The following is a 22447-nucleotide window of genomic DNA, read 5'->3' as shown; positions in this document are numbered from 1 at the left end:
CGATCACTCGATGACTAAAAGGTTGTGTTGACAGAGAAGAAGAAGCTGCGGCTCGGCGGATACGGCGTCACATCCTGAAGACGCCCAACCGCTACGTTCCCGAAGTTCGATACTTCCGGGTCGAGGCCGGTATACTTGGTTGACGTGAGAAGGTTCCGTCCACTGAACTCGATCCTGGCGCGCTCGGCACGCCCATTGAACAGCCTGTTCGTCAGACCTGAGGGGAGCTCGTACGCGACCGATACTTCCCGAAGCTTCACGAAGCCGGCGTCCTCGACATATGCAGCCCTGCCAGAACGGAACGAGGTTAGACGCGCATTCCCAAGCGCGCTGTCACCAAGCAACCCGCCGTCGAAATAATTGTTGGTGAGGTTGATGGCCTTGCCGCCCTTTCTCCAGTCGACGAGAGTCGAGAGGCGGATAGCGCCCAGTGTGAAGTCGTTGCTGAAGCCCATTGTGTAGTCGGGGAGGGCATCGCCGACGAACGAAAGAATTCTGCTCGCCGCCGGGCAGTTACCGCCGAACGGCGCCGAAGCTGAACGAGGCGCAACTGCGACGGCGCATGAATTGACCGCCTGTACGACTGATGGCGACTGACCAACCTGGATGAATCCGTTGCCAAACCGGCTTCCGAACGAACCGGAGACAGGGATGAACGCCGGCACTGACGCCGGAAGACGCGTCACCTTGCCTGCAACACTTGCGTAAGTCGTATTGGATGTCCACTCGAAGCGCCCGGTCTGGACAGGTGTCAGGCCGAGTTCGAGCTCGGTACCGTGGTTGACGATCTGGCCGCCGTTGATGAACTGTGACGTGAATCCGGTCGACGGGGCGAGCACGGTCTGAAGCAGGAGGTTGTCAATCTGCTTTCTGAACTGAGTGGCAGAGAATCTCATCCGCCCGTCGAACGCCTGGACGTCGAAACCACCCTCGAGTTCGCTTGCAACTTCCGGCTGAATACCGGCAAAACCCTTGGCGGTTGAATTTCGCAGACCCGCGACACCTTCATTGAAGAGCGTCGTCAGGAATGTGAATTTGCCCTGCGTTGGCTGATTGCCGGCACGGCCGTACGCCAGTCGCACCTTGAATTCATTGACCCGCGGAATCACCTCCGGAATACGATATGACGCCGAGAATTTCGGGTACGCGTAGAACTTCGTGTCGTCTCCGTTGTTGCTCGAGCGTTCCGCATTCACACCAGCGGTAAAGAGCAGCCGCTCGCCGAACGTCAGGAATTCTTCCTGCGCGAAGAGCGTGAAATCCTTCACAAGTCCCTGATTCTCAGCGACGAAATTCTGGACTGCCTGGTCGACGCTCTGGACTCCTGGAATTACCCCCCGGCCGATTACGGTCGTGATGTCGAACTGGCGGCGGTCCTGACGGAAACCGGCTGATGTCGTCGCAGTAAAGCCTGACCTGATCAATCGGTGCGCAAGCGAACCGTTCAGATTGGCGTTGACAAACGACGATGATGTCGTGGCAAGCGTTCCGGGATTCGAGTTCACCTGTTCCACATAGAGAAACGCCGGAGAAATGACCTTCGCCACGTCGTTGAATGCGTCAACTCCACCGGTCATCGAGAGATCGAGCGTCTGCGACTGGCTCGTCAGCAGGTTGTACGTTCCTGTGAGACTGCCGATCAGGCGATAAACGTTTTCAGGCGTCTTGATAGCGTCGGCATTCTGGAACGGATTCGAATTACCGACGGCATTTTGCGGATTTCTCGGGAAGGTCCCATCCGCGTTGCGTCGGAGGTCGACGAATGATGGGGTCGCGGAGAACGTGGTGTAGGGGTTGATACCGGTGTTGTCGTTACCCGACACTCCGCGCTGAGTCAGCGTATGGATAATCTCGGTATTGGCGCGCACATTGAGCCGGCCGCCCACCTGCTGGCCAAGATTGATGCGCATCGACTGCTTGTTATAGAAGTCGTTGAGCGCCAGTCCATTGTCACGCTGGGCCAAGCCCGAGACGAAGAAGTTCGTTCCGCTACTGGTAGACCCACGGATCGAGGCAACAGTCTGGTACGACAGCGATTCGTTGCCGTAGAATTCTTCTTCGTAATCGTGGCACTTCTCGCCGGCTGCCGTGAACAGCTTGCCGTCGTCGCCACCGCCGAGGAAGCCCTGGTCGTCAGCGCCTTCCGCAGAAGTGAAGCAGAAGAACGGTCCGATCTTGTTGGCCAGTGTGTAGGTGCCCAGACGCTGTGAGATATCGAGCGTGGTCTTGCCGGCGCGTCCCTGCTTGGTTGTAATCACGATGACGCCGTTGGTACCCTTGGACCCGTAGATGGAGCTGGCGGAAGGGCCTTTCAGCACCTGAATGCTTTCGATGTCGTTCGGGTTGAGATCGGCGATCCGGTTAACCTGCTGATCCTGCGACGAGGCGGCATTCGCTACGCCACCAGACCGGGCTGCCTGGGTGATCACGTTGACGGCGTTGGGAATCGATGCATTGCTGACGATGACTCCGTCCACGACGTACAGCGGTGTGAAGCCGGCGTTGATGGTGGACACTCCGCGGAGCTGGATCTGCGTGCCGCCACCGGGAGCGCCGTTGTTGCTGCTGATGACTGCGCCGGGGACTTTGCCCTGAAGCGCGTTATCGATCGTCTGCGCCTGAACCCGGCTCAGGCGCTCGCCGGACACAACGGCAACGGCGTTCGCGGCGTTGACCTGCGCGACAGTCGTTGCGGTACCAGTGATGACCTGGCGGTCGAGCTCGAGCACGTCGCGGGCGAGTGCCGCCGTCACTTCGGTCAGGCCCGCGCCCACCGGTAAGGTTCTTGGCGTGTAGCCGATGCGACGCACGCGAAGCGTAACCGGGCCGGCGGGAGCCGACACCGAAAACCGGCCGTCATCTCCGGTAATCGCTCCAAGCGTCGTTCCAACCACGCTGACCGTCGCTGCAGGAATCGGATCGGTGGTCCCTTCAACAGTGACACGTCCGCTGATGCGCCGGGTCTGAGCCCATGCACTTGAACCAAAAAGTGCCAGCAACACGAATGTCATGACTAACGATCGAGTCTTGTTCACGCTTCTCTCCAGCGTTGGGAGTATGGAAAAATCTCCGGTGCTGTCAGAGTTAGCTGATGCACCGGTTCCACCGACTGGAGCAGGGTTGCCCGGCGGTGGAGGGTCTACGGTAGATACGGCTCGTGAAGAGGCGTGTCAAGGGTGACCCACGCGCTCGTCCCGTTTGCGTAACGGCTTGCATCACTTCGACTGCCCATGGACAACCTGAGATCGCTTCCCGACATTACGCCCTTGGGTACCACCGAAACCACGAACAGCCCGTGGAGCACTGTGATTAGAGCGTGTTTGCCGGCAATCCGGCTGGTCTGCGTTTTCGTTCTGCCATGGGCGATTCCATTCACGGCGACAGCGCAGTCCGGGCAGCGGGCACGCGATCTGGGGGTACCCTTCGATGGCACACCAGGCAGGAACAACGGAATCACGGACGTCCCCGGAGTGGAGGTGGGCGTTTCGACGATCATTGAAGGGAACGGCCGCCTCGTGGTGGGCAAAGGGCCCGTGCGCACGGGCGTGACAGCGATTTTCCCAAGGGGAAAGAACGGATCTGACAGTGTCTTTGCGGGCTGGTTTACGCTGAACGGCAACGGCGAAATGACGGGCACCACCTGGGTCGAGGAATCAGGGCGGCTCGATGGGCCAATTCTCATCACCAACACCCACAGCGTCGGCGTTGTGCGGGACGCAACCCTCGCGTGGATGACGAAACACCGCGCCGGCTTTCTATGGGCACTGCCGCTCGTCGCTGAGACTTACGATGGAGTGCTGAACGACGCCGAGGGTTTTCATGTCAGGCGCGAGCACGTTTTTGCGGCGCTCGACGGGGCCAGGTCCGGGCCAGTTCCGGAAGGAAACGTCGGCGGTGGAACGGGAATGCAGTGCCACGGCTTCAAGGGCGGCACCGGCACTGCTTCGCGAACTCTCGCCGGCGCGGCCGGCGGCTACACTGTGGGCGTGCTCGTGCAATGCAACTATGGGCAGCGCCGCCGACTCACCATCGCTGGCCTGCCTGTGGGCAGGGAAATTCCTGATCTCATACGATGCGCAGCCGGACCCACGCCGCCAACCCGTTCGTGGCTCATGAGAATACCGGTATGCGGGGGCAGCAAAATCACCGATACGGATTTGAGGAAGCCTGAACTTTCCGGTTCCGAGACTGCCCATCTCACCCGGAAGGGCGTCGGTCGCGACGAAGGCCTGGGTTCCATCATCATTGTCATCGCCACCGACGCACCTCTCCTGCCGCATCAACTCAAGCGGGTAGCGAAGCGCGCCGCGCTGGGAGTGGGCCGTATGGGCGGGCTCGGAGAGGACTCGTCGGGCGACATCTTCATCGCGTTCTCAACCGCAAATACCCGAGCGTCGGCCGATACCGGAATTGTCGCTCTGACAATGCTGCCGAACGATCGCATCAATCCAATCTTCGAAGCCGCTGTCGGTGCAACCGAGGAAGCGATCACGAATGCGATGCTCGCCGCAAAGACAATGACTGGCGCTGACAATATTCGAAGCTATGCGCTGCCGCACGACAGGCTTCGCGCGATCGCCCGGAAGTATGCAACGCAACAACCTCTGTCTGGACCAATCCGATGACCGACACCATGACCGCTCCCGCAATAGAAAAAGCGACGCAGCCGATGCAGATGCCACCACTGGAGTACACTCCGCGGCCGTACACCGGGCCGTCGCGCGAAGATGTGCTGGCAATGAGGCGGGCATACGTCAATCCGACGGTGTTCACGCTTTACAAGGATCCAATCATGATCGTCGAGGGCAGGATGCAGTACCTCTTCGACGAGACCGGCCGCCGGTATCTCGATCTGTTCGCGGGCATCGTCACGGTGTCATGCGGCCACTGTCATCCAAAGATCGTCAGGCGCATCCAGGACCAGGTCGCCACCCTGCAGCACGCGACCACGATCTATCTGCATCCGAATCTGCCGTCACTCGCAGAGAAGCTCGCATCAAAGATGCCCGAGGGCCTCGACGTGACGTATTTCGTGAACAGCGGCAGCGAGGCGAACGACCTGGCGGTCACCATGGCCCGGCTGTTCACTGGAAATGCAGACGTCATCGCGCTGCGCAATGCATACCACGGCGGAAGTCCAAGCGCGCAGGCGCTGACATCGCATCACACCTGGAAATTTCCGGGATCTGAAGGCGGTCCGGTGCATCACGCCATGTGCCCGGATTCGTACCGTGACCCGGGCGGCGGCACGCCAGAGCAGATTGCTTCGAAGAGCGCCGCCGATATCCGCGAACTCATCCGTTATTCCACACCAGGGAAGATCGCCGCCTATATCGCCGAGCCGATCCAGGGGGTCGGCGGCGCCACGCACGGCGCGCCCAATTATCTGAAAGAGGCATATGCGGTCGTACGCGAGCATGGCGGACTGTGCATTGCCGACGAAGTGCAGACGGGTTTCGGGCGCACCGGCGAGCACTACTGGGGATTTCAGAACTTCGGCGTGACGCCTGACATCGTCACCATGGCCAAGGGAATCGGCAACGGAGTTCCTCTTGCCGCAGTGACAACCCGGCGTGAAATCGCAGAGACGCTCAAGCAGCGGATTCACTTCAATACTTTCGGGGGGAACGCGGTTTCGATGGCGGCCGGGCTGGCGGTGCTCGAGGTAATCGAGGAGGACGGTCTGCAGGAAAACTGCCGTGTCATCGGCGCGCACTTCATGCGCGGGCTTCGCAAGCTACAGGGCCGTCACACGCTGATTGGCGATGTTCGCGGCATGGGCCTCATGATCGGAGTCGAGCTCGTGACTGATCGCGAGACCCGCGCACCCGCGAAAGACGCGGCTTTGCAGGTGCTAGAGCATGCGCGCGAAATGGGAGTCCTGCTCGGCAAGGGCGGACTCGATGGCAACGTGCTGCGCATCAAGCCGCCGATGTGCATCACGCCGGACGATGCTGATTTTGCACTCGATGTACTCGACCGCGCGTTGACCCGGGTTACGAGCGGCTGAAATGGAACGCCGCCCGTAGATTTTTTAGCGTTACGTGCCCTACCGCGTAATCACGCCGCGCGGCTTCGAGAAATCCACTGTCGGCGCGACGTCCGCGCCAGCAGGGGCATCGTAGTACGTCCGCGCATTCGCCCCGGTAACCATCGCCGTGAGCTTCTGCGGAAATCCGCGGATGTACGTGTTGTATGTTCCGACAGCCGTATTGTAATCGCTCCGCGAAACCGCAATCCTGTTCTCGGTACCGGCGAGTTCGTCCTGCAGCCGCAGAAAATTCTGATCGGACTTGAGCTGCGGATACGCCTCGGAGATCGCGAGCAGTCGGTTAAGCGCGCCCGTCAACTGATTGTTTGCGGCAACCTGCTGCCCTGGATCGCCCGATCGCACGGCACCGAGAAGTCCAGCCCGTGCAGTCGCAACCTGAGTGAAGATCGCCTCCTCCTGACTGGCGTATCCCTTCACGGTCGCAACCAGATTCGGCACCAGCTCTGCGCGGCGCTGAAGCTGAACTTCGATCTGCTGCTTCGACTGTGCTGCCTGCTCATCGAGCGTCTGTATCCGGTTGTATCCACAGCCGGCGAGCGCCAGCGGAGCGAGCAACATCAGAACGTGGCGTTTCATTTTTAGGATGCCTCTTGAAGTGATCGGAGTAACCTACGCAAAACTCATCGAAAAGTTCATGCCGCGTAATTATCGAGGTACGATACAAGGGCTTCCATCGCTGCCATATAGCCGCCAAGTACCGCCGTTGCTGCCTCCTTCTTCAGCTTCTCGGAGCCTCGCACATGTCGAACGACCCGCATGATCGGTTCGGCATCAAACCCTGATTTCATCGCAATGTCGGTCGTCAGCGCCAGATAATCCTGAGCCGGCACTTCTCCATGGAGCCGCGAAACCCCGCGGAATACGACCATAATCGCACTGAGACTGGCCTCGAGCAATTCGAGCTGAGCCTGGGAATCTCCACCGGCCGCCATGGCACCACGCCTCAGATGCAGAAGCTTTCCCAGTGACTGCTGCTCAACTTCCAGCCGCAGATCGCTCCGGGCGACATTGATTCCCTCGGTCACGTCCTCTCCGTACAGGACACGGTGCCGCTCGAGAATATCCGAGTATTCCATCGGGAAAACATCTGCCGACGATTTCCATTCCGAAGCAGTGAATGTCATCGGCGAGGAATTACCGGCTTCAGTCCACGACCTGAGCACGGCGCCGACTGCGGCAAGCCGCTCCAGAGGAACGGCATCCAGAACCAGCAGCACATTGTAATCAGACCGTTTTGCAATATGCTCCCCGGCCACCGCCGATCCGTAAAGAAGAACGGAGCGAAGAGTCGGCCCGTAGGCTTTCCGAAGTTGCTCGACAAGCTGATCAAGTGTCATCGCCATCGTTGCATCCCGCCTGAGTTAAGAACGAGCGAACCAGCACTCACCGTCGTCATCATTACCAATCCGATCCCCCGCCGCCGCCGGCAAAACCGCCACCGCCGCCGAAGCCGCCAAACCCGCCGCCTCCCCCGCCAAACCCTCCGCCGCCCCAGCTTCCGCCTCTTCCCCCCATCGGAATTGGCATGATGATCGGCATCCCTCCGCCACACCCGTCGCGCCTGCCGCGCTTACCCTGCTGGCCGCGGCGACTCGCCCTGCTCAAAACCTGAAGAACAATGAAAAAAAGAATGACGAATACAAATGGCGGAATCCCGCGGCTCTGCCTGCGCGGGGCATAAACCGGCTCAACCGGGACGAGCGCGGTATCGATCGAAAAATTGAACTCGTTGGCGAAACGCTGCGCCGTTCGAAGGGTGATCAGCTCGATTCCAGTCGAGTAATCGCGTACCCTGAACGCCGGCGTTGCCTCGCGGCAGATCTCAGCGGCTGTTGCGTCAGTAATGAATCCCTCGGTTCCCTGCCCTGTAAGCACGAAACAGCGGCCCCGGCCGTCGGAATTCGTCTCCTTCGGCACCAGCAGAATCACCGCGCCGGCATTTCGCGTGGGATCGCCGGGATTTCCCACTTTCCCCACTTTCCATTCCCGGCCGATTCGCAGCGCCACGTCGGCAACGTTCTCAACGCCGATACTTGGCAGCGTCACGATTGCGATCTCGCCCCGCGATTTGGCCCGCACATCCTCGGCGACACGCGTCATCCGGCTTTCAGCCGCTTCATCGATGACATTCGCAAAATCGTTGACCAGCCCGGTTGGTGCTGGCAAAGCCACCTGCTGGGCGCCGGCCGACGCGGGTAATCCCGCCGTAACCGCCAGAACTACGGCGCCGATGAGAACACCAGACGCCCGCCGCAGGCAGCGAGGTGCATCCAGAGAGCTCCGCCACGCTGAACCGCGCCGGGTAATGTCCGTCGTTATATCCTGCGTCGCCGCGCCATGCTTGCGCGCGACCGTTATTTTGAGAATCGTATCTCCACCCTTGATTTCAACCCCGTTCGCGACACCTATTTAGCCAATGACGACCATTCAAGTCAACTTCAGTGCCGCAATGCTCCTGACGCTGCTGACGAGCGCCTGCGGACCGACCAACGGCGCCCCTCGGCCAGCCGAAAGCACGCCTTCGCCAGCGAGCGCCACCGCCATATCGACACCTGCGCAGGCAGCCGTAACTGATCCTGTCGTCGCCGCTGCCGACCGCGGCCGCGTGCTCGGCGACACGTCGGCGAAAACATGGGTGATAGTCGCGAGCGATTTTCAGTGTCCGTTCTGCAAGACGTGGCACGACGAAACCTATCGGGCGCTCGTTGCGGAATATGTACGGACGGGTAAGGTAAAGCTGGCGTATATCAATTATCCCCTGTCGCAACATCGAAATGCGATCCCGACGGCGGAAGCCGCCATGTGTGCGGGCGCGCAGGGGAAATTCTGGGAGTATCACGACGGCTTGTTTGAAACCCAGGCTCAATGGGGGCCGATGTCATCCCCACGAACGCTGCTCGACTCCATTGCGACCCGCGTCGGCGTGAACAATCCGGCATGGAAGGCATGCGTCGATGGCGGGAAGATGCGATCGCTGATCGAAGCGGATCAGGCGCGCGCTCAGGCAGCAGGTGTTCGGTCGACCCCGAGCTTCCTGATTGGGAACCAGATTTTCCTGGGCTCGCAGCCAATCGAGGCACTTCGTCCGGCGCTAGATTCGGCAATAGCAAGGAAGTGAACCCGATCGTCCGCGTTCCATACGCGGCAGCGGGTATGTTCAGCCGGGCATTGGTGGCCGTGGCACCCCGGCATTCTTCGAAGTTGCTCACTGCTCTCAGCGCCCGGCGCGGGCTGCTGCAACGTTATCGGCAATGGGCAGAGACGAATCGGGACATGGACCGGCCCCTCGTGTGGCTGCACGCACCGTCGGTTGGCGAAGGTCTTCAGGCGCTCCCGGTGCTGGAGAGATTCCGGGAACGGCATGCCGACTCACAGATCGTCTATACTTTTTTTTCGCCAAGCGCCAAACAGTTTGCGGCAAAGATGGGCGCGGATTTCGCCGACTACCTGCCATTCGATTCGAGCGACGCTGCCGACCCGATTCTTGACGCTCTGCGACCTTCCGCGCTGATCTTCAGCAAGCTTGACGTCTGGCCGTTTCTTGTGGAGCGCGCATCCCTGCGCGGGACGAAGCTCGGGCTGTTGAGCGCGACGATGCCGCAATCATCCGGTAGAATGTCCCGGATCGCGAAAGCGGCGCTTACTGACGCCTACGGTGCACTCGACGCTGTAGGCGCCATCGCTCCCGGCGACGCACAGAGATTGATCGAAGTCGGTGTGCGCCCTGAGCGGTTGATCGTTACCGGCGACACGCGGTACGATCAGGTCTGGTCACGTGCCGGCGAAACGTCGCAGGCCCGAGCACAACTTCTGGAGCGGTTTCGCGATCCAAGACCGACGCTGGTGGCCGGGTCGACCTGGCGGAGCGACGAAGAACGGCTGCTGCCGGCATGGGTGCAGGTCCGTCGCGCGATGCCTGCCGTGCGGCTGATAATCGCACCACACGAACTATCGGCCAAGCGCCTCGCATCAATCGAGCGCTGGGCCGCGACTGCTTCGCTTTCAGTTGCGCGAACAAGTGACCCGGCGGGAGCCCAGGCCGATGTTGTGCTGGTAGATCAGTACGGCATTCTTGGCGACTTGTATGCAGTCGGAGATGCAGCATACGTTGGCGGAGGTTTTCGCGGTGCCGGACTGCACTCTCTGCTCGAGCCGGCAGCGTTCGGAATACCGGTAATTGTCGGACCCAGACACCTCGACAACCGCGACGCCGCCCTGCTTGTGGCGGGTGGAGGAGCGGCGCGTTGCACGGGCGTGGGGGACATAGCGACGCGAATCAGGATCTGGTTCGGGAATGCCGAGGTGCTCAGAAAGGCGCGGTCCGGAGCGCGCCGGGTGGTTGAATCGGAACTGGGCGCCGCGGACCGCTCAGTGGAGATTGCCGAGTCGCTGGTCTACGGCACTGCGCTGTCGGTGATGGGACGCCCGTAGTCCGGCAGGTGCCGCCCGGGGTTTCCTCTCAGGCCGTTGCGCCAGGCGTGGCCGGCGGTGGCGCGGGGGGGTGCAGATAAAATCCCTGAACCAGATGTACGCCGAGCTGCTTCACAGTGTCGTATTCCTCTTTGGTCTCCACGCCTTCCGCAATCACCATCGCTTTCTGGTCGTTCGCAAACCTGACGACCATTTCAACCATGCTCTGCTTGATGAAATTGTCGTTGATGCAGTTGATCAATGAAATGTCGAGTTTGATGAAATCGGGCTCGAGGTTGGCGATCGAACCCAGCCCGGCATAACCGCTGCCCGCGTCATCGACGGCGAATCTGTATCCGCGATCGCGAAAGTCTTTCAGCCGGCCGCGGAATTTGGGATAGTCGCGGATGGCCGTTCTTTCGGTGATCTCCAATACCACCCGGCTCGGGTCCGGCACGTCCAGATCCATCTCGGTGAACATCGGATCTGTGAAATCATGCGGATCGACATTGATGAACAACAGCTGGTTTTCTTGCAGACGCTCATCCATTCCACCGATGGCAGTGTTGCGGCAGAGGCGGCTCAATTCCCAGATCATGTCTGTCTGAGCGGCCACCTCGAACATCACTTCCGGCCGGCGCATGCTTTTCATTTTTCCGCGCGCCAGCGCTTCATATCCGAAAATATCCTTGGTGTCCGCGACCACAATCGGGTGATAGTCGATGTATAAAGCACCGATGCGGAGTGTCTCTCTCAGATCGGCGGCCTTACGCCCGAACTCTCTCTGTTCGACGCTGTTTGACGAGCTGGCCGCCTCGCGGATTGCCCGGTACAACTGGCGCTCCAGCCGTATTTTCGAATCGAAATGAATGTGTGCACGGCCGACGAACGTGTCGAACAGAGCAGCGATGTCCTCTCCGTGCATCTCCTCGACTTTTGCGGCAATGATCTCATGGAGCTGAGCGGTGAGCGCCGTGATCTCGTCGTCAGTGGGAACCGGCTCTCCCGCCTGAGGCACATGAAACAGGACGAAGTCGTCATCGTTGTTGAAGCTCACCATCATCTGTGAACCCCTGAGAACGCTGCCCTCGAAAAACTCGCGCATCGCGTCCGCGGTCGTTTCGAGTATCTGGTCGAGCTGTTCCCAGCCATAAATCTCTTCAATCTTTGTGTAGCGATCGAAGTTGAAGTACAGAACGAGCAGTTCCTTCCGGTCGTGAATGCGCTGTCGGATGGGATCGATGCTTTCCGGTACAGTCGGGACTTTGGGCGATTCTCCACGCCGAAAAAAACGGCGGTAATTGGGCAAGGTCAGCTGGCTGGCGTAAGTAGTGCCGCGTTCCGCTCGACGGATTGTACCAGCCGGGCCAGCTCGAAGGGCTTCTCAATGAAATCATCCGCCCCCGTTTCGAGAGCCTGACGCTTGTCCATCCAGTCCTGCAGGGCGGTGACCATGATGACGCGGATGTTCCGTCCGAGGGTGGGATGGCCCTTCATCTCGCGGCATACCTGCCATCCGTCACGTCCGGGCATCATCACGTCGAGAAGCACGAGTGACGGCTTCATGGACTCGAACAGAGTCATCGCTTCGTCGCCGTTGTAGGCGACGGAAATAGGATATCCCTTCGCCTCGAGATAATCCCGGATGATATGTGCGTTATCCTCGTTGTCGTCGACAACGAGGATAACGGGTAAGGACGATTCGCTCATGGTTGTACGTTGCCCTGTAGCGGCTCGCATGGCAAGTACGGGGGTTTACTCGAGGCCAGCCGCTTTTTTCGCCGGCGCGCTCATCACCCGCTCCGATTCGTCCTCGAGAGTCTTCAATACGTCCCGCCACGCAAACCGCCGGCCCGTGCCACGGACGTAATAATCCATCCACGCCATCTCGCTCATCGACTTCACGAGCTGGTTTCGCGGGTCGGGAATGCCGTGAGTGGCGCCGGGATAGACAAACAGCTCCGTTGGTACTCCAATGCGCTTGAGCGCCATGTGAAGCTCCTCGGACTGGGGCCGCGGCACGCGCGGATCACCGTCGACGACGTGGATCATCGTCGGGGTCTTTGCATTCCGGATGTACTTGATGGGAGACTGGTTCCAGTACGCGTCGAAATCATCGTACGGAAGCTTGTCGCCGAGGTAAAACTGGCGATTTCGCTGTACGTCGCTCTGCGCGTACATCGAAATCCAGTTGCTCGTTCCCGCACCCGAGCTGATTGCCTTGAAGCGATTTGTGTGGGTGAGAATCCAGTTCGACCAGTGACCGCCGGCGCTCCAGCCCAGAACGCCCATCCTGCTGCTGTCAGCGATGCCGGTTGCGATGAGATGATCCACACCGCTCATGATGTCATTGTATCCGGGCTCGAAATAGTTGCCCACGATGCCCGTCTTGTGGGCTTCGCCATAGCCCGTCGACCCACGATAGTTCGGCCTGAGAACCGCGTATCCTGCACCGGCGTAGACCTGTGCTCCATAGCCGCCGTTGAAGCCCAGCATGTCTGCCGCCGCAGGCCCGCCATGCAGCGCGACGATTAGCGGATAGCGCTTGCCGGACTGATATCCCACGGGCTTCACGAGAACGCCGCCGACGGTCTTCCCATCGGTTGATTTCCAGGTGATTTCCTCCTCGTCACCAAGCGCGAATGCGCGGACCTGCGAATTGGGATCAGTGAGCTGACGCCACGACGACCGCGTGGACACGCGATCGACCGATGGAACAGTGAACAGCGTCGAAGGCGTCTTCGGATCGGCATAGCTCACGATCAGCACACCGGTATCGTCGTCGCGGCTGACCTGCAGATTCGCTCTCTCGTTCGTCACCTGGCGCACGGTGTTGCGCGCAATGTCGAGGGCCATCAGCTGACTGGTGGCGCGAATGCCCTCGTTGAAATAGATGGTACGCCCGTCTTTCGACCAGAATTCAACACCTGCATCCCCGTCGAACGAAGCACCCAGCTTCTGCCACTGCCCTGCGCGGTCGTCGACCTTCCGCAGATACACGCGGCGGTTCGACATCCCGTATTTCGTCATGTCGTTTGGCGCAGAAAAAGCCACCCACCGGCTGTCCGGGGAAAAACTCAGGCCACTTTCACCAACCTCGACGTTATTGGTAAGCCGTTCGATTTTGCCGGTTGCAGCTTCGAGCAGATAGAGATCGGCGTTGAGGCCCTGCTCGGTGACGTTTCGCTTGTAACGGTCGGCAGATGTTCCACGAAAGCCAATCCACTTCCCGTCGTCGGAGATTTCAAAGTCGCCGACAGTGATTGATGTGTCACGAGTCAGCCGCGTTGTGACCTTCCGGTCGAGATCGAGCGCCCACAGGCTGGAGAGCGGAGTTTCCATGTTGCGGACGACGACGGAAAACTTCTTTTCCGTGCGCAGCTTGTCGTCGGGATCCAGTGTGTCGGCGGTCGCGAAGTAAATGCGCCGGCTATCGCGCGACGCTTTCCACGTTCCGACACCAGCTGACTGCTTCGTGATCTGCTCGGCCTTCGCCGAATCGATTCCTGCAACAGGAAGACGATGGAGCTGCTCTTCGCCCGTTTTTCCAGCACGATAGACCAGCCATTTGCCGTCGCGCGTAAACGAAAAAGTCGATACGCCGTCCTTTGCATCGCTGATGCGCCGAGCCTCGCCACCGTCGGCGCGCATTGCGTAGAGCTGGTTCTGAGTCGCGGTCGCGATTGGCGCATCACGATTCGACGAAAAAACGAAGAACGAGCCATCCCGCGCCCATTGGGGCGCAGCCTCGTTCTTGTCTTTCGTGAACGTCATCTGCTTGGTGGAGCTGACGCCTTGTTCAAGCGATACTACGTAAATGTCAGTCTGGCGCTTCGCTTCCTTCCAGTCGGGAGTGGAAAGAGTGTAGAGCATGCGCTTGCCGTCGGGACTGGGCGTTGGTGCGCTCGCTTGGCGGATGTGCTGCATGTCGATGAATGTCATCGGGCGCTTAACGGCGCGACTTGCTTGCGCGTCAAGCGCAACGGGGAGTGTCATCGTGAGAAAGGCGACAGCGGTTGCAACGCGCGTGACCAGCGGTCGCGGTCGCGGAGACAGGCGAAAAATTGTCATGGCATGACTCTGATAAGGAAAAGTTGCCGTTAGCGGCTGTTGTAATGAAGCACTCGTGCACTGCGCGCGGCAGCGTTCCCGCCTCTCATTGAGAATATTCGCGGCGAAGCGAAAAAGGGCAGGCCGTCTGGGCCTGCCCCTCGATTTTCAGGCGTTGCGATCCAGGCAGGTTGGCTTCTCGGTTCCCACGTTCGGATTGTTCTGTTCTGCCTGTGGAACGGGCAGATTGACGTCCACTCCATAGTTGCCACCCTTGTAATGGATGCCAACCGGGAATGTGTTCTCGGGCGTTCGGCCGTACTGTCTGATCAGACGCCGCAAATCTCCCAGCCGTTGACCGCGGCTGAAAGTCCAGAACGCTTTCTCCCGAAAGAGCAGGTTTATTCGCGCGTCGGCGGTGCCCGGGTCGCTCAGGTCCGGCAGAACCGTCGGCTGAATTTCCCCCAGCTTCGGCGGCTCCCCTCTAAGCGCGTTCAGGATTGACAGCATCCCTGCCACGTTGTTGGCCCTGAGCATTGCTTCCGCCTCGATCAGACGCGCATCGACACCACTTACTACCGGGACAGGTGTCGTACGTGCCCAAAGGGTTGTCTTCCGAATGAACGTCAGACCGTCCTGCGCCCTGACCGTGTCCCTCCTGTTCGACGCAATTGTGTAGAACACCGGCACGCGCGGATCCCTCGCCGAGAAGAACGGAATCGCATTCCTGACGAGCAGGTTTCTCGCGTTGCCCTCCAGGCTGTCACCTACCGTATAGCGACCAGCGCTGTTCGGCTGAGCCCAGAGGATGTTATCTCCGGAAGTAACCGCGAACGAATTGGTGTACGTGTAGCTGGTTGGCACACCAGCCACTGTCACCGCCGCCTCGGCGATCTGCCCCAGCCCGAGCTGAGCACGGGCCTTGCCGATTCTCACTGCATTCCGCACCGACACAGAGGCCGCATCAGTTCCGGTCACGGTGGAAAGCGCGGAGTCGTAGGACGCCACGGCCGTGCGAAAAACGTCTGCTACGGGTAAGGGCTTTCCGTAGATGATTTCAACCCCAGTGCCATCGCTCAACGGAATTCCGTTACAGAAATCCTGCGCCACCTGCATCTCCGCGAACCCGCGCGCAAAATACATCTCCGCTATTCGCGCGGTCTCGGTGGGCCGGAATTGCCTCAACCCGGTAATCGCCTGGTTGGCTGACGTCCGCGTCCGGAAGATGTCCTGGAAGTTTCGGGTGACCGTACCGTTGTTGGTCTGCGTGGCGCGTTGATCCGTTTCGTCGTTCTGCACGAACGTCGAGCTCGTCGACCACTCATCGGCGAGCAGCCCGCCAAAGAGCCACGAGCTTTCTCCACCGCCAGTCATCGTCCGCAACCGCCCAAGCGCGCCGAAATAAAGCGCCTGCGCGCCCTCCGGCGACTGCGCATCCTGCGGGTTGATGAGATCGGGATCAACCGCTTCGAGCAACGTTTCGGTAGCGCTGCATGCGCCAAGCGAACCGGCGAGTGCAAGGCCAATGCACGCGACGATCCGCCGTGCCCGGCGGGCATCCGCAGCCATATGCTTCATGTTATGTGATTTCATGGTGATGACCTAAAAACCGAGCGATAGACGTGCAATGAAATAACTGGCAGGGCCGACCGTCTGGAAATCCGACGGAACGTCGCCACCGTCAGTGGCCTGGAAGTCATTCTCCGGATCCACGCCGCGGTACTTCGTCCAGGTCCCGAGGTTGCGGCCAGCGAGTGTGAAGTCGGCGTTCCGCGCTCTGATCATTCCGGCGAACCGCGTGGGAAGCGCGAGGCGGAGACTGACCTCACGCAGCTTTACGAAGTCGCCCTTCTGGAAGAAACCGTCGAGCGTCCGCGAAGGATGGTCGCGCGTCGCGACGACCATTGCCTGCTCTTCGAAACTCGACTCCGGATTCACCAGCCCGTTGCAGTTCTGACGGCTTACACAACGGATGCGCTCGGTGTTGTTGTACGCCTTGTAGCCGCCACGATAATCCAGCAGAGTCTGAAGCCGAAGTTTGCGGCTCAGCAAGTCGAATCCGTTGGTGAGCGTCACGGTATGCCGCGGCTGCGTGTAGCCGCGAAAAATTGAACTGTCGCCGACGAAGACCTCGTTAAGGGCAGGATCAGCGTTGTAGGTAAGAATCTTGTCGCCGTTCTTGTCTTCCCAGCCCGTGATGGGCCGAGCCCACCAGCCGAACAGCGGGTAGTCCTCGACGACGCGGGTGCTGACATTGATCTGCGGCGGCGTTTCCCCGAGCGAGATGAGCCGGTTTGAATTGGTCGATCCGCTGATCGCCAGATCCCATGCGAACGCATTGCGATCGAGGAGTTTGAGGTTGGTGAGCAGCTCGTATCCCTTGTTTTGAATCTGACCAAGATTCCGCCGCACCTGCGTGACCCCGGTCCCGGCTGACGGTGCGATGACCGCATTGATAAGAGCATCCTTCGTGCGCTTCCTGTAGAACGTGAAATCCACGCTCACCCTGTTGGAAAGCATTCGGGTTTCGAATCCTGCCTCGAACTCGGTGCTTTTCTCGGGCCTCAGGTCGGCGTTACCGATCCGATCGTTGAGAACCCCTGGAACATCTGTGCCGCCGATGTTTGGTGAGCTCGCTTCGAACGATCGGATGGCATCGTTGGAACCCGGCTGCACGCCGGATGCGCCGTACGCACTACGAACCCGGAATTGATCCAGCCAGCCCCACCCGGGAAAGAATGCTTCATCGGAAAGAATCCACGAGATGCTCGCCTTGGGATAGATGACGCTCTGAAAATCGGTACCGAAAGCGCTGTTCTGGTCGGAGCGAACCGCTGCCGTCAGGAAAAGGCGGTCGTTCAATGCAACAGCCTCTTCAATGAAAGCTCCCAGCGTTTTACTCAGTGTAGTCCCGGACGCCGCAATTTGCACGGCAGTGGCGCCCGGCGTGCGGGTGCCAGGCGGAAGGTTCTGTCCTTCGGCTGCGGCCTGCTCGAACTGGTAGTTACTGTAACTGCCGCCGACCGTCGTTTTCGAGACCAACCACGGCCGCGGGGTAAACGAAGCAGCACTCGAGAGATTCACGCTGCTCGTGCGGATGTCGGTGCGGCCCTGCCCGGCGAAACCTTCGCGGTAGATCGCCGTCAGCGGCGGACCTTCGCCGCGGAATCGCAGCCGGTCGTCGACGCGATCGGTGAGGTCATTGCCGACGGTAATGCGCGTCTGGTTCCAGCTGAACGGACGCCAGTTTGCATCGGCTCCGATAATAAACCGGTTGATGCGCTGATTGGTCTTTTCCTGCCACGAGTACCCGGGCGTCCATGCGCGATAGCCGTTGCAGGGAGTGCTAGGGGACACAGCAACCTGGCAGTTGTCCTTGAAACCGGGCCCGCCGAAAAGGTGCGAACCGATCCCGGCAGTGGCATTCGATTCAAGAGAGAGACGGCCGTCGCTGTTGATGAACGCCGACTGAACGGACATGTCGAGCTTCGAACCAACCTTGGCCGTGATGTTGGCGCGGACGCTGTTTTTTTGAAGAGCGTTTGGCCGCTTTGTGTAATCGCGGAGAAACGTGCCCGTGGAATCGAAGCGGCGGCGCTCGAATGCCGGTAGCTCGAAGGTTCCAGTCTCCTGCTCGCGCTCCGCCGACAGGAAATAGTTGATCGACTCGGAGCCAGCGCTCAGTTGCACGCCCGTCTGGAACCGATGTCCCTGTCCGATTGGCGTCGCATCGGGATCGTGAATAGGCGCGTAGACGCGAAGACTGTCCTTCAAACACGTGGCGGCTGAGACCTGTACGAGCGTGCATGTCCGGGCCGTCGTGCTCCCGGGAGAACGGCCCGCGATCGTGTAGTTAAGCGGATAGTTGTTGCGGTCGGTGAGCAGCCCGCTTTCCCCGTAAACCGTCCACCTGGGCGCGCCGGCCCGGCCTCGCTTGGTGGTGATGAGAATCACGCCGTTGGCCGCCGCCGTCCCATAGAGCGTTGCCGCCGACGGGCCCTTGACGATCTCGATGTCCTCGATGTCCTCAGGGTTGATGTCCCCTACGCGGCTGGGATTTGCACCACCTGACCCATATCGCGAGCTGCCGTTATCGCTCGTCATCCGGATGCCATCGATGATATAGATGGGATCGTTGTTCAGGTTGAGCGAGCTCTGTCCGCGGATACGCACCCGGGAACCGGTTCCCGTCTGCACCCCGGTTTGAACCACAACGCCCGGTGCGCGCGAGTTCAGCAGGTCGTTGATGCTGCGGATGGACGAGCTGGCGGTAGCTTCGGCCGCATCGATCGTCGAGACGGCGTTACCAATTTCTACCCGCCTGCTCGGCCCCGTCGCAGTTGTCACGACTTCTGTCAGGCTCACTGCAACTGCACTCATGACGATGTCGGCATTTGCCGATAGTCCCGAGGCAACCGCAAGTGTACGCTTCTGCTCTCCGTATCCGACGCGGAGTGCACGCACCTGCTGATTTCCCGCAGGGACGTTGCGAATGATGTACACGCCCTGGGAATTCGTAGCCGCGCCGAGCACCGTGCCGACGACACTGACCTGGACTCGCTCGATCGGCTGTCCGTTAGCCCTATCCGTGATGGTTCCGGTAACCGTTCCCTGCTGCGCATGAGCGGGCCGCGCGACGATCACCAACAATCCTGCGACGCATAGCACGCGTCCCATCTCCAACAGACGAGTCAGAGACATTCATCCCCCTTGCTTTGACTGCGATTCGGCACGCGGGCCAGACCCGCGGTAGCAGCACCATGCTGCCTGTAACGCGATTGTAACGCGCGTTATCGCATATATGGGGGACAACACAGATTACCGCAATGCCGGGGCTTGCCAGCCCGAACGCGGCCTGGACTTGCAGCAGGCATTTGGCCGAGTTACGCCGCCGTCGCCCTCTCCGTCACGATCCTCACCTTGTTGTCCACCACCTGAAGAAACCCGCCCTCGACCGTGAAGCGTTTCTCTCCCCCCGCCCCGTTCAGCCGCAATGCTCCGGTGCCAAGAAGAGTCATCATCGGAGCGTGACCTTGAAGTATGCCCACCTCTCCATCGAACGCCGGCGCTACGACGCCTGCAGCCTCTCCTTCGAACAAGACGCTTTCCGGTGAAATCACCGAGACATGAAGCATCGTCTTACTTCACCTGAGCCATTTCATTGGCCTTCGAGACGACGTCGTCAATCGACCCGGCCATGAAGAATGCCTGTTCGGGCAGCGTGTCGAACTCGCCTGCCACCACTCTCTCGAAAGACGATATCGTGTCCTCGAGCTTGACATACTTCCCGGGTATGCCGGTGAACTGTTCGGCAACCGCGAACGGCTGGGACATAAACCGCTGCAGCCTGCGGGCGCGACCGACAACCAGCTTGTCCTCTTCGGAAAGCTCGTCCATGCCGAGGATAGCGATGATGTCCTGCAGCTCCTTGTAACGCTGGAGAATTCTCTGGACCGACGTCGCAACCTTGTAATGCCGGTCGCCGATGAACTGGGCATCCAGAATTCGGGACGATGACGCAAGTGGATCGACGGCCGGATAGATGCCGAGCTCGGTGATCGCTCGCGACAGAACGACCGTCGCGTCGAGGTGAGCAAACGCGGTAGCCGGCGCAGGATCGGTGATGTCGTCGGCGGGAACATAGATCGCCTGCACCGATGTAATCGAGCCGGTTTTCGTGGAGGTGATCCGCTCCTGCAGATCACCCATCTCCGTCGCCAGTGTCGGCTGATAACCAACCGCGCTCGGCATGCGTCCCAACAGTGCAGACACTTCGGAGCCTGCCTGCGTAAACCGGAAGATATTGTCGATGAACAGCAGCACGTCCTGATTCTCGACATCCCGGAAATATTCGGCGATGGTGAGCCCGGACAGCCCCACGCGTAGTCGCGCTCCCGGCGGCTCATTCATCTGGCCGTAGATGAGCGCCACCGAATCGAGGATGCCGGCTTCCTTGAACTCGAGGTACAGATCGTTGCCTTCGCGGGTACGCTCGCCAACGCCGCAGAACACCGACCGGCCACCGTGGCCCTTCTGCACATTCTGGATGAGTTCCTGGATGACGACGGTCTTGCCAACGCCGGCGCCGCCAAACAGCCCGATCTTTCCACCCTTCACGAACGGTGCAATAAGATCGACGACCTTGATGCCGGTTTCGAAAACTTCAGTCTTCGGCTCGAGGTTAGCGAACGGAGGAGACGCGCGGTGAATCGGCCACCGCTCGACATCGGCCGGAATCGGATCCCCATCGTCGACTGGATTGCCGAGCACGTTGAGAATGCGGCCGAGTGCGGCTTCACCAACGGGAACGGTAATCGGCGAGCCGGTATCGATGACTTCCATACCGCGAACTACACCGTCCGTCGCCGACATCGCGACGGCGCGCACCTGATTGCGTCCGATGTGCTGCTGCACCTCTGATGTGACGTCGATTTTGCCGCCGGCGGCGGACGTCGCCGTGATGCGAAGCGCGTTGTAGAGCTCAGGCAGGTTCTCTGACTCGAACTCGACGTCGAGCACAGGTCCGATTACCTGGACGACCTTTCCGACATTCTTCTCGGTTGCGACTGCTGTAGCCATGACTAACCCTCGAGTGCCGCGGAGCCGCCGACAATTTCGGCGATCTCCTGAGTGATCTGCGCCTGGCGGGCGCGATTGTAAGTACGGCGAAGCACGTTGAGAATGTCGCCGGCGTTGTCGGTTGCGTTTTTCATTGCGGTGCGTTGCGCGCTCTGGAACCCGGCTTCGTTCTCCACCAGCGCCCGGTACACGGAGTTGCGAACGTAGGAAGGAAGCAGCTCTGAAAGAATTGCTTCAGCCGAGGGATAAAGCAGATAGTCCGGACGAACGCCGGTCGTGTCCGGTGGCGTGACCGGAAGAATCCGCTGTGATGTCGGAGGGGTGGAAAGTGCGGAGTTGTACTTGGAGTAGATCACGTAAACAGCATCGATCGCGCCCGATGCGAATTCACCAATCAGCGCGTCGACGAGCTCCGCTGCGTTGGCGGCGCTGGGACGATCGGTTATATCGGTTCGTGAGGTAGCGACCGCGCGGCCGATGTAACGGAAGTAACCAAGCCCCTTCTTCCCGACGACGTGCAGTTGCGTTTCTACTTTGTCGCGGTCAAGCCCCACCAGGAGCTTGCGGGCTTCCTTGATCAGATTGGCGTTGAAGCCACCGGCGAGACCACGATTGGAGGTAAGCAGGATGACTGCGGCGCGCTTCACCTCTGCCGGCTGCCTCAGCAGCGGAAACTTCTCGGCGAGGTCTGGCGAATAGAGATCGGAAATCACTTCTGCGAGGCTGTTTGCGTAAGGCCGGGCAGCCTGCACCCGGTCCTGCGCCCGCTTCATTTTTGATGTCGCGACCATCTCCATCGTACGCGTAATCTTGCGCGTGTTCTCGACGGATTTGATTCGCCCCTTTAGCTCACGACCCTTCGCCATTCGTCAGGCCGCTGCCTGGCCCGTGTCGCGCGATTGTGTGAAGGCCTCGATTGCGCGCTTCAGATCTTCTTCGATTTCCGGCGACATCACCTTCGACGATTTGATGCTGCTTGCAATCTGCGGATACTCGCGATCGGTATACTCGATGAATTCCGATTCCCACTGACGCACTTCCGCAACCGGAATCTTGTCGAGGAATCCATTCGTGACTGCGTAGATGATCACGACCTGCTTCTCGACCGACATTGGCTGGAACTGCGGCTGCTTGAGTATCTCGACTGTTCGCGCGCCGCGGTCGAGCTGCCGCTTGGTTGCGGCATCGAGATCCGACGCGAACGATGCGAACGCTTCGAGCTCGCGGTACTGCGCAAGATCCAGACGAAGGCGGCCGGCAACCGACTTCATGGCTTTGATCTGGGCAGCGCCGCCGACTCGCGACACCGAGATCCCGACGTTGACCGCCGGCCTCACGCCGGAGTAAAAGAGATCA

At 60.0% G+C, this 22447-nt stretch carries 17 protein-coding genes; 4 read left to right on the top strand and 13 right to left on the bottom strand.

Annotated elements, in window-relative coordinates; all coding sequences use genetic code 11:
- Nucleotides 1-14 precede the first annotated feature (14 nt).
- Nucleotides 15-3035 carry a SusC/RagA family TonB-linked outer membrane protein gene (locus WKF55_12825; protein MEJ7760461.1) on the bottom strand — a complete coding sequence of 1007 codons (3021 nt, stop codon included), beginning with the start codon at nucleotides 3033-3035 and terminating at the stop codon, nucleotides 15-17.
- 195 nt (nucleotides 3036-3230) lie between these two features.
- Between WKF55_12825 and WKF55_12820 the strand changes: the two genes are divergently transcribed.
- Nucleotides 3231-4625, top strand: coding sequence for a P1 family peptidase (locus WKF55_12820; protein ID MEJ7760460.1), 1395 nt, complete (start codon nucleotides 3231-3233; stop codon nucleotides 4623-4625).
- Between the two features lie 8 nt (nucleotides 4626-4633).
- The gene (locus WKF55_12815; GenBank protein ID MEJ7760459.1) at nucleotides 4634-6010 is read left to right on the top strand and encodes an aspartate aminotransferase family protein; all 1377 of its coding nucleotides are present in this window, start codon (nucleotides 4634-4636) and stop codon (nucleotides 6008-6010) included.
- 39 nt (nucleotides 6011-6049) lie between these two features.
- On the opposite strand, the gene WKF55_12810 is transcribed toward WKF55_12815, so the two are convergent.
- Genes WKF55_12810 through WKF55_12800 form a run of 3 tightly spaced genes read right to left on the bottom strand, consistent with a single transcriptional unit; the run spans nucleotide 6050 to nucleotide 8218 of the window.
- Nucleotides 6050-6628 (bottom strand): LemA family protein, encoded by a 579-nt coding sequence (locus WKF55_12810; protein MEJ7760458.1) that lies wholly within the window; start codon nucleotides 6626-6628, stop codon nucleotides 6050-6052.
- A 56-nt stretch (nucleotides 6629-6684) separates the two neighbouring features.
- Entirely contained in the window at nucleotides 6685-7395 is a 711-nt protein-coding gene (locus WKF55_12805) for a hypothetical protein (GenBank protein MEJ7760457.1), read from the bottom strand.
- A 55-nt stretch (nucleotides 7396-7450) separates the two neighbouring features.
- Complete coding sequence (locus WKF55_12800) at nucleotides 7451-8218, bottom strand: TPM domain-containing protein (protein MEJ7760456.1); 768 nt, start codon at nucleotides 8216-8218, stop codon at nucleotides 7451-7453.
- Nucleotides 8219-8468: 250 nt separating this feature from the next.
- Here WKF55_12800 and WKF55_12795 point away from each other — a divergent pair, with 250 nt between their 5' ends.
- Together WKF55_12795 and WKF55_12790 are read left to right on the top strand one after the other, a co-directional pair.
- Nucleotides 8469-9170, top strand: coding sequence for a thioredoxin domain-containing protein (locus WKF55_12795; protein ID MEJ7760455.1), 702 nt, complete (start codon nucleotides 8469-8471; stop codon nucleotides 9168-9170).
- A 35-nt stretch (nucleotides 9171-9205) separates the two neighbouring features.
- Nucleotides 9206-10483: a glycosyltransferase N-terminal domain-containing protein gene (locus WKF55_12790; GenBank protein ID MEJ7760454.1), complete on the top strand. Its 1278-nt coding sequence runs from the start codon at nucleotides 9206-9208 to the stop codon at nucleotides 10481-10483.
- Between the two features lie 28 nt (nucleotides 10484-10511).
- Here the strand turns inward: WKF55_12790 and WKF55_12785 are convergent, their stop codons facing one another.
- The 9 genes from WKF55_12785 to WKF55_12745 form a co-directional block, all read right to left on the bottom strand.
- Nucleotides 10512-11771: an EAL domain-containing protein gene (locus tag WKF55_12785; GenBank protein ID MEJ7760453.1), complete on the bottom strand. Its 1260-nt coding sequence runs from the start codon at nucleotides 11769-11771 to the stop codon at nucleotides 10512-10514.
- Between the two features lie 2 nt (nucleotides 11772-11773).
- The gene (locus WKF55_12780) at nucleotides 11774-12172 is read right to left on the bottom strand and encodes a response regulator (protein MEJ7760452.1); all 399 of its coding nucleotides are present in this window, start codon (nucleotides 12170-12172) and stop codon (nucleotides 11774-11776) included.
- Nucleotides 12173-12217: 45 nt separating this feature from the next.
- Nucleotides 12218-14533, bottom strand: coding sequence for a S9 family peptidase (locus WKF55_12775; GenBank protein MEJ7760451.1), 2316 nt, complete (start codon nucleotides 14531-14533; stop codon nucleotides 12218-12220).
- Between the two features lie 147 nt (nucleotides 14534-14680).
- Nucleotides 14681-16105, bottom strand: coding sequence for a hypothetical protein (locus tag WKF55_12770; protein ID MEJ7760450.1), 1425 nt, complete (start codon nucleotides 16103-16105; stop codon nucleotides 14681-14683).
- 9 nt (nucleotides 16106-16114) lie between these two features.
- On the bottom strand, nucleotides 16115-19213 hold the full coding sequence (locus WKF55_12765) for a SusC/RagA family TonB-linked outer membrane protein (protein ID MEJ7760449.1): 3099 nt from the start codon (nucleotides 19211-19213) through the stop codon (nucleotides 16115-16117).
- Between the two features lie 182 nt (nucleotides 19214-19395).
- A complete protein-coding gene (gene atpC, locus WKF55_12760; protein ID MEJ7760448.1) occupies nucleotides 19396-19647 on the bottom strand; it encodes an ATP synthase F1 subunit epsilon in 252 nt (83 codons plus the stop codon).
- Between the two features lie 4 nt (nucleotides 19648-19651).
- The gene (atpD, locus tag WKF55_12755) at nucleotides 19652-21091 is read right to left on the bottom strand and encodes a F0F1 ATP synthase subunit beta (protein MEJ7760447.1); all 1440 of its coding nucleotides are present in this window, start codon (nucleotides 21089-21091) and stop codon (nucleotides 19652-19654) included.
- Nucleotides 21092-21093: 2 nt separating this feature from the next.
- Nucleotides 21094-21957, bottom strand: coding sequence for an ATP synthase F1 subunit gamma (gene atpG / locus WKF55_12750; GenBank protein MEJ7760446.1), 864 nt, complete (start codon nucleotides 21955-21957; stop codon nucleotides 21094-21096).
- Nucleotides 21958-21960: 3 nt separating this feature from the next.
- The coding region (locus WKF55_12745) for a F0F1 ATP synthase subunit alpha (protein ID MEJ7760445.1) at nucleotides 21961-22447 on the bottom strand (487 nt) is incomplete at its 5' end.

Source organism: Gemmatimonadaceae bacterium (assembly GCA_037721215.1).
GTDB lineage: Bacteria > Gemmatimonadota > Gemmatimonadetes > Gemmatimonadales > Gemmatimonadaceae > UBA4720.
This window is presented reverse-complemented; position numbering and strand designations above follow the sequence as displayed.

Coding starts and splice junctions, on each gene's coding strand:
- WKF55_12795 (MEJ7760455.1), top strand. CDS start 8,469: ATGACGACCATTCAAGTCAACTTCAGTGCCGCAATGCTCCTGACGCTG.
- atpC (MEJ7760448.1), bottom strand. CDS start 19,647: ATGCTTCATGTCTCGGTGATTTCACCGGAAAGCGTCTTGTTCGAAGGA.
- WKF55_12775 (MEJ7760451.1), bottom strand. CDS start 14,533: ATGACAATTTTTCGCCTGTCTCCGCGACCGCGACCGCTGGTCACGCGC.
- atpD (MEJ7760447.1), bottom strand. CDS start 21,091: ATGGCTACAGCAGTCGCAACCGAGAAGAATGTCGGAAAGGTCGTCCAG.
- WKF55_12780 (MEJ7760452.1), bottom strand. CDS start 12,172: ATGAGCGAATCGTCCTTACCCGTTATCCTCGTTGTCGACGACAACGAG.
- WKF55_12805 (MEJ7760457.1), bottom strand. CDS start 7,395: ATGGCGATGACACTTGATCAGCTTGTCGAGCAACTTCGGAAAGCCTAC.
- WKF55_12815 (MEJ7760459.1), top strand. CDS start 4,634: ATGACCGCTCCCGCAATAGAAAAAGCGACGCAGCCGATGCAGATGCCA.
- WKF55_12810 (MEJ7760458.1), bottom strand. CDS start 6,628: ATGAAACGCCACGTTCTGATGTTGCTCGCTCCGCTGGCGCTCGCCGGC.
- WKF55_12790 (MEJ7760454.1), top strand. CDS start 9,206: ATGTTCAGCCGGGCATTGGTGGCCGTGGCACCCCGGCATTCTTCGAAG.
- WKF55_12765 (MEJ7760449.1), bottom strand. CDS start 19,213: ATGTCTCTGACTCGTCTGTTGGAGATGGGACGCGTGCTATGCGTCGCA.
- WKF55_12820 (MEJ7760460.1), top strand. CDS start 3,231: ATGGACAACCTGAGATCGCTTCCCGACATTACGCCCTTGGGTACCACC.
- atpG (MEJ7760446.1), bottom strand. CDS start 21,957: ATGGCGAAGGGTCGTGAGCTAAAGGGGCGAATCAAATCCGTCGAGAAC.
- WKF55_12770 (MEJ7760450.1), bottom strand. CDS start 16,105: ATGAAATCACATAACATGAAGCATATGGCTGCGGATGCCCGCCGGGCA.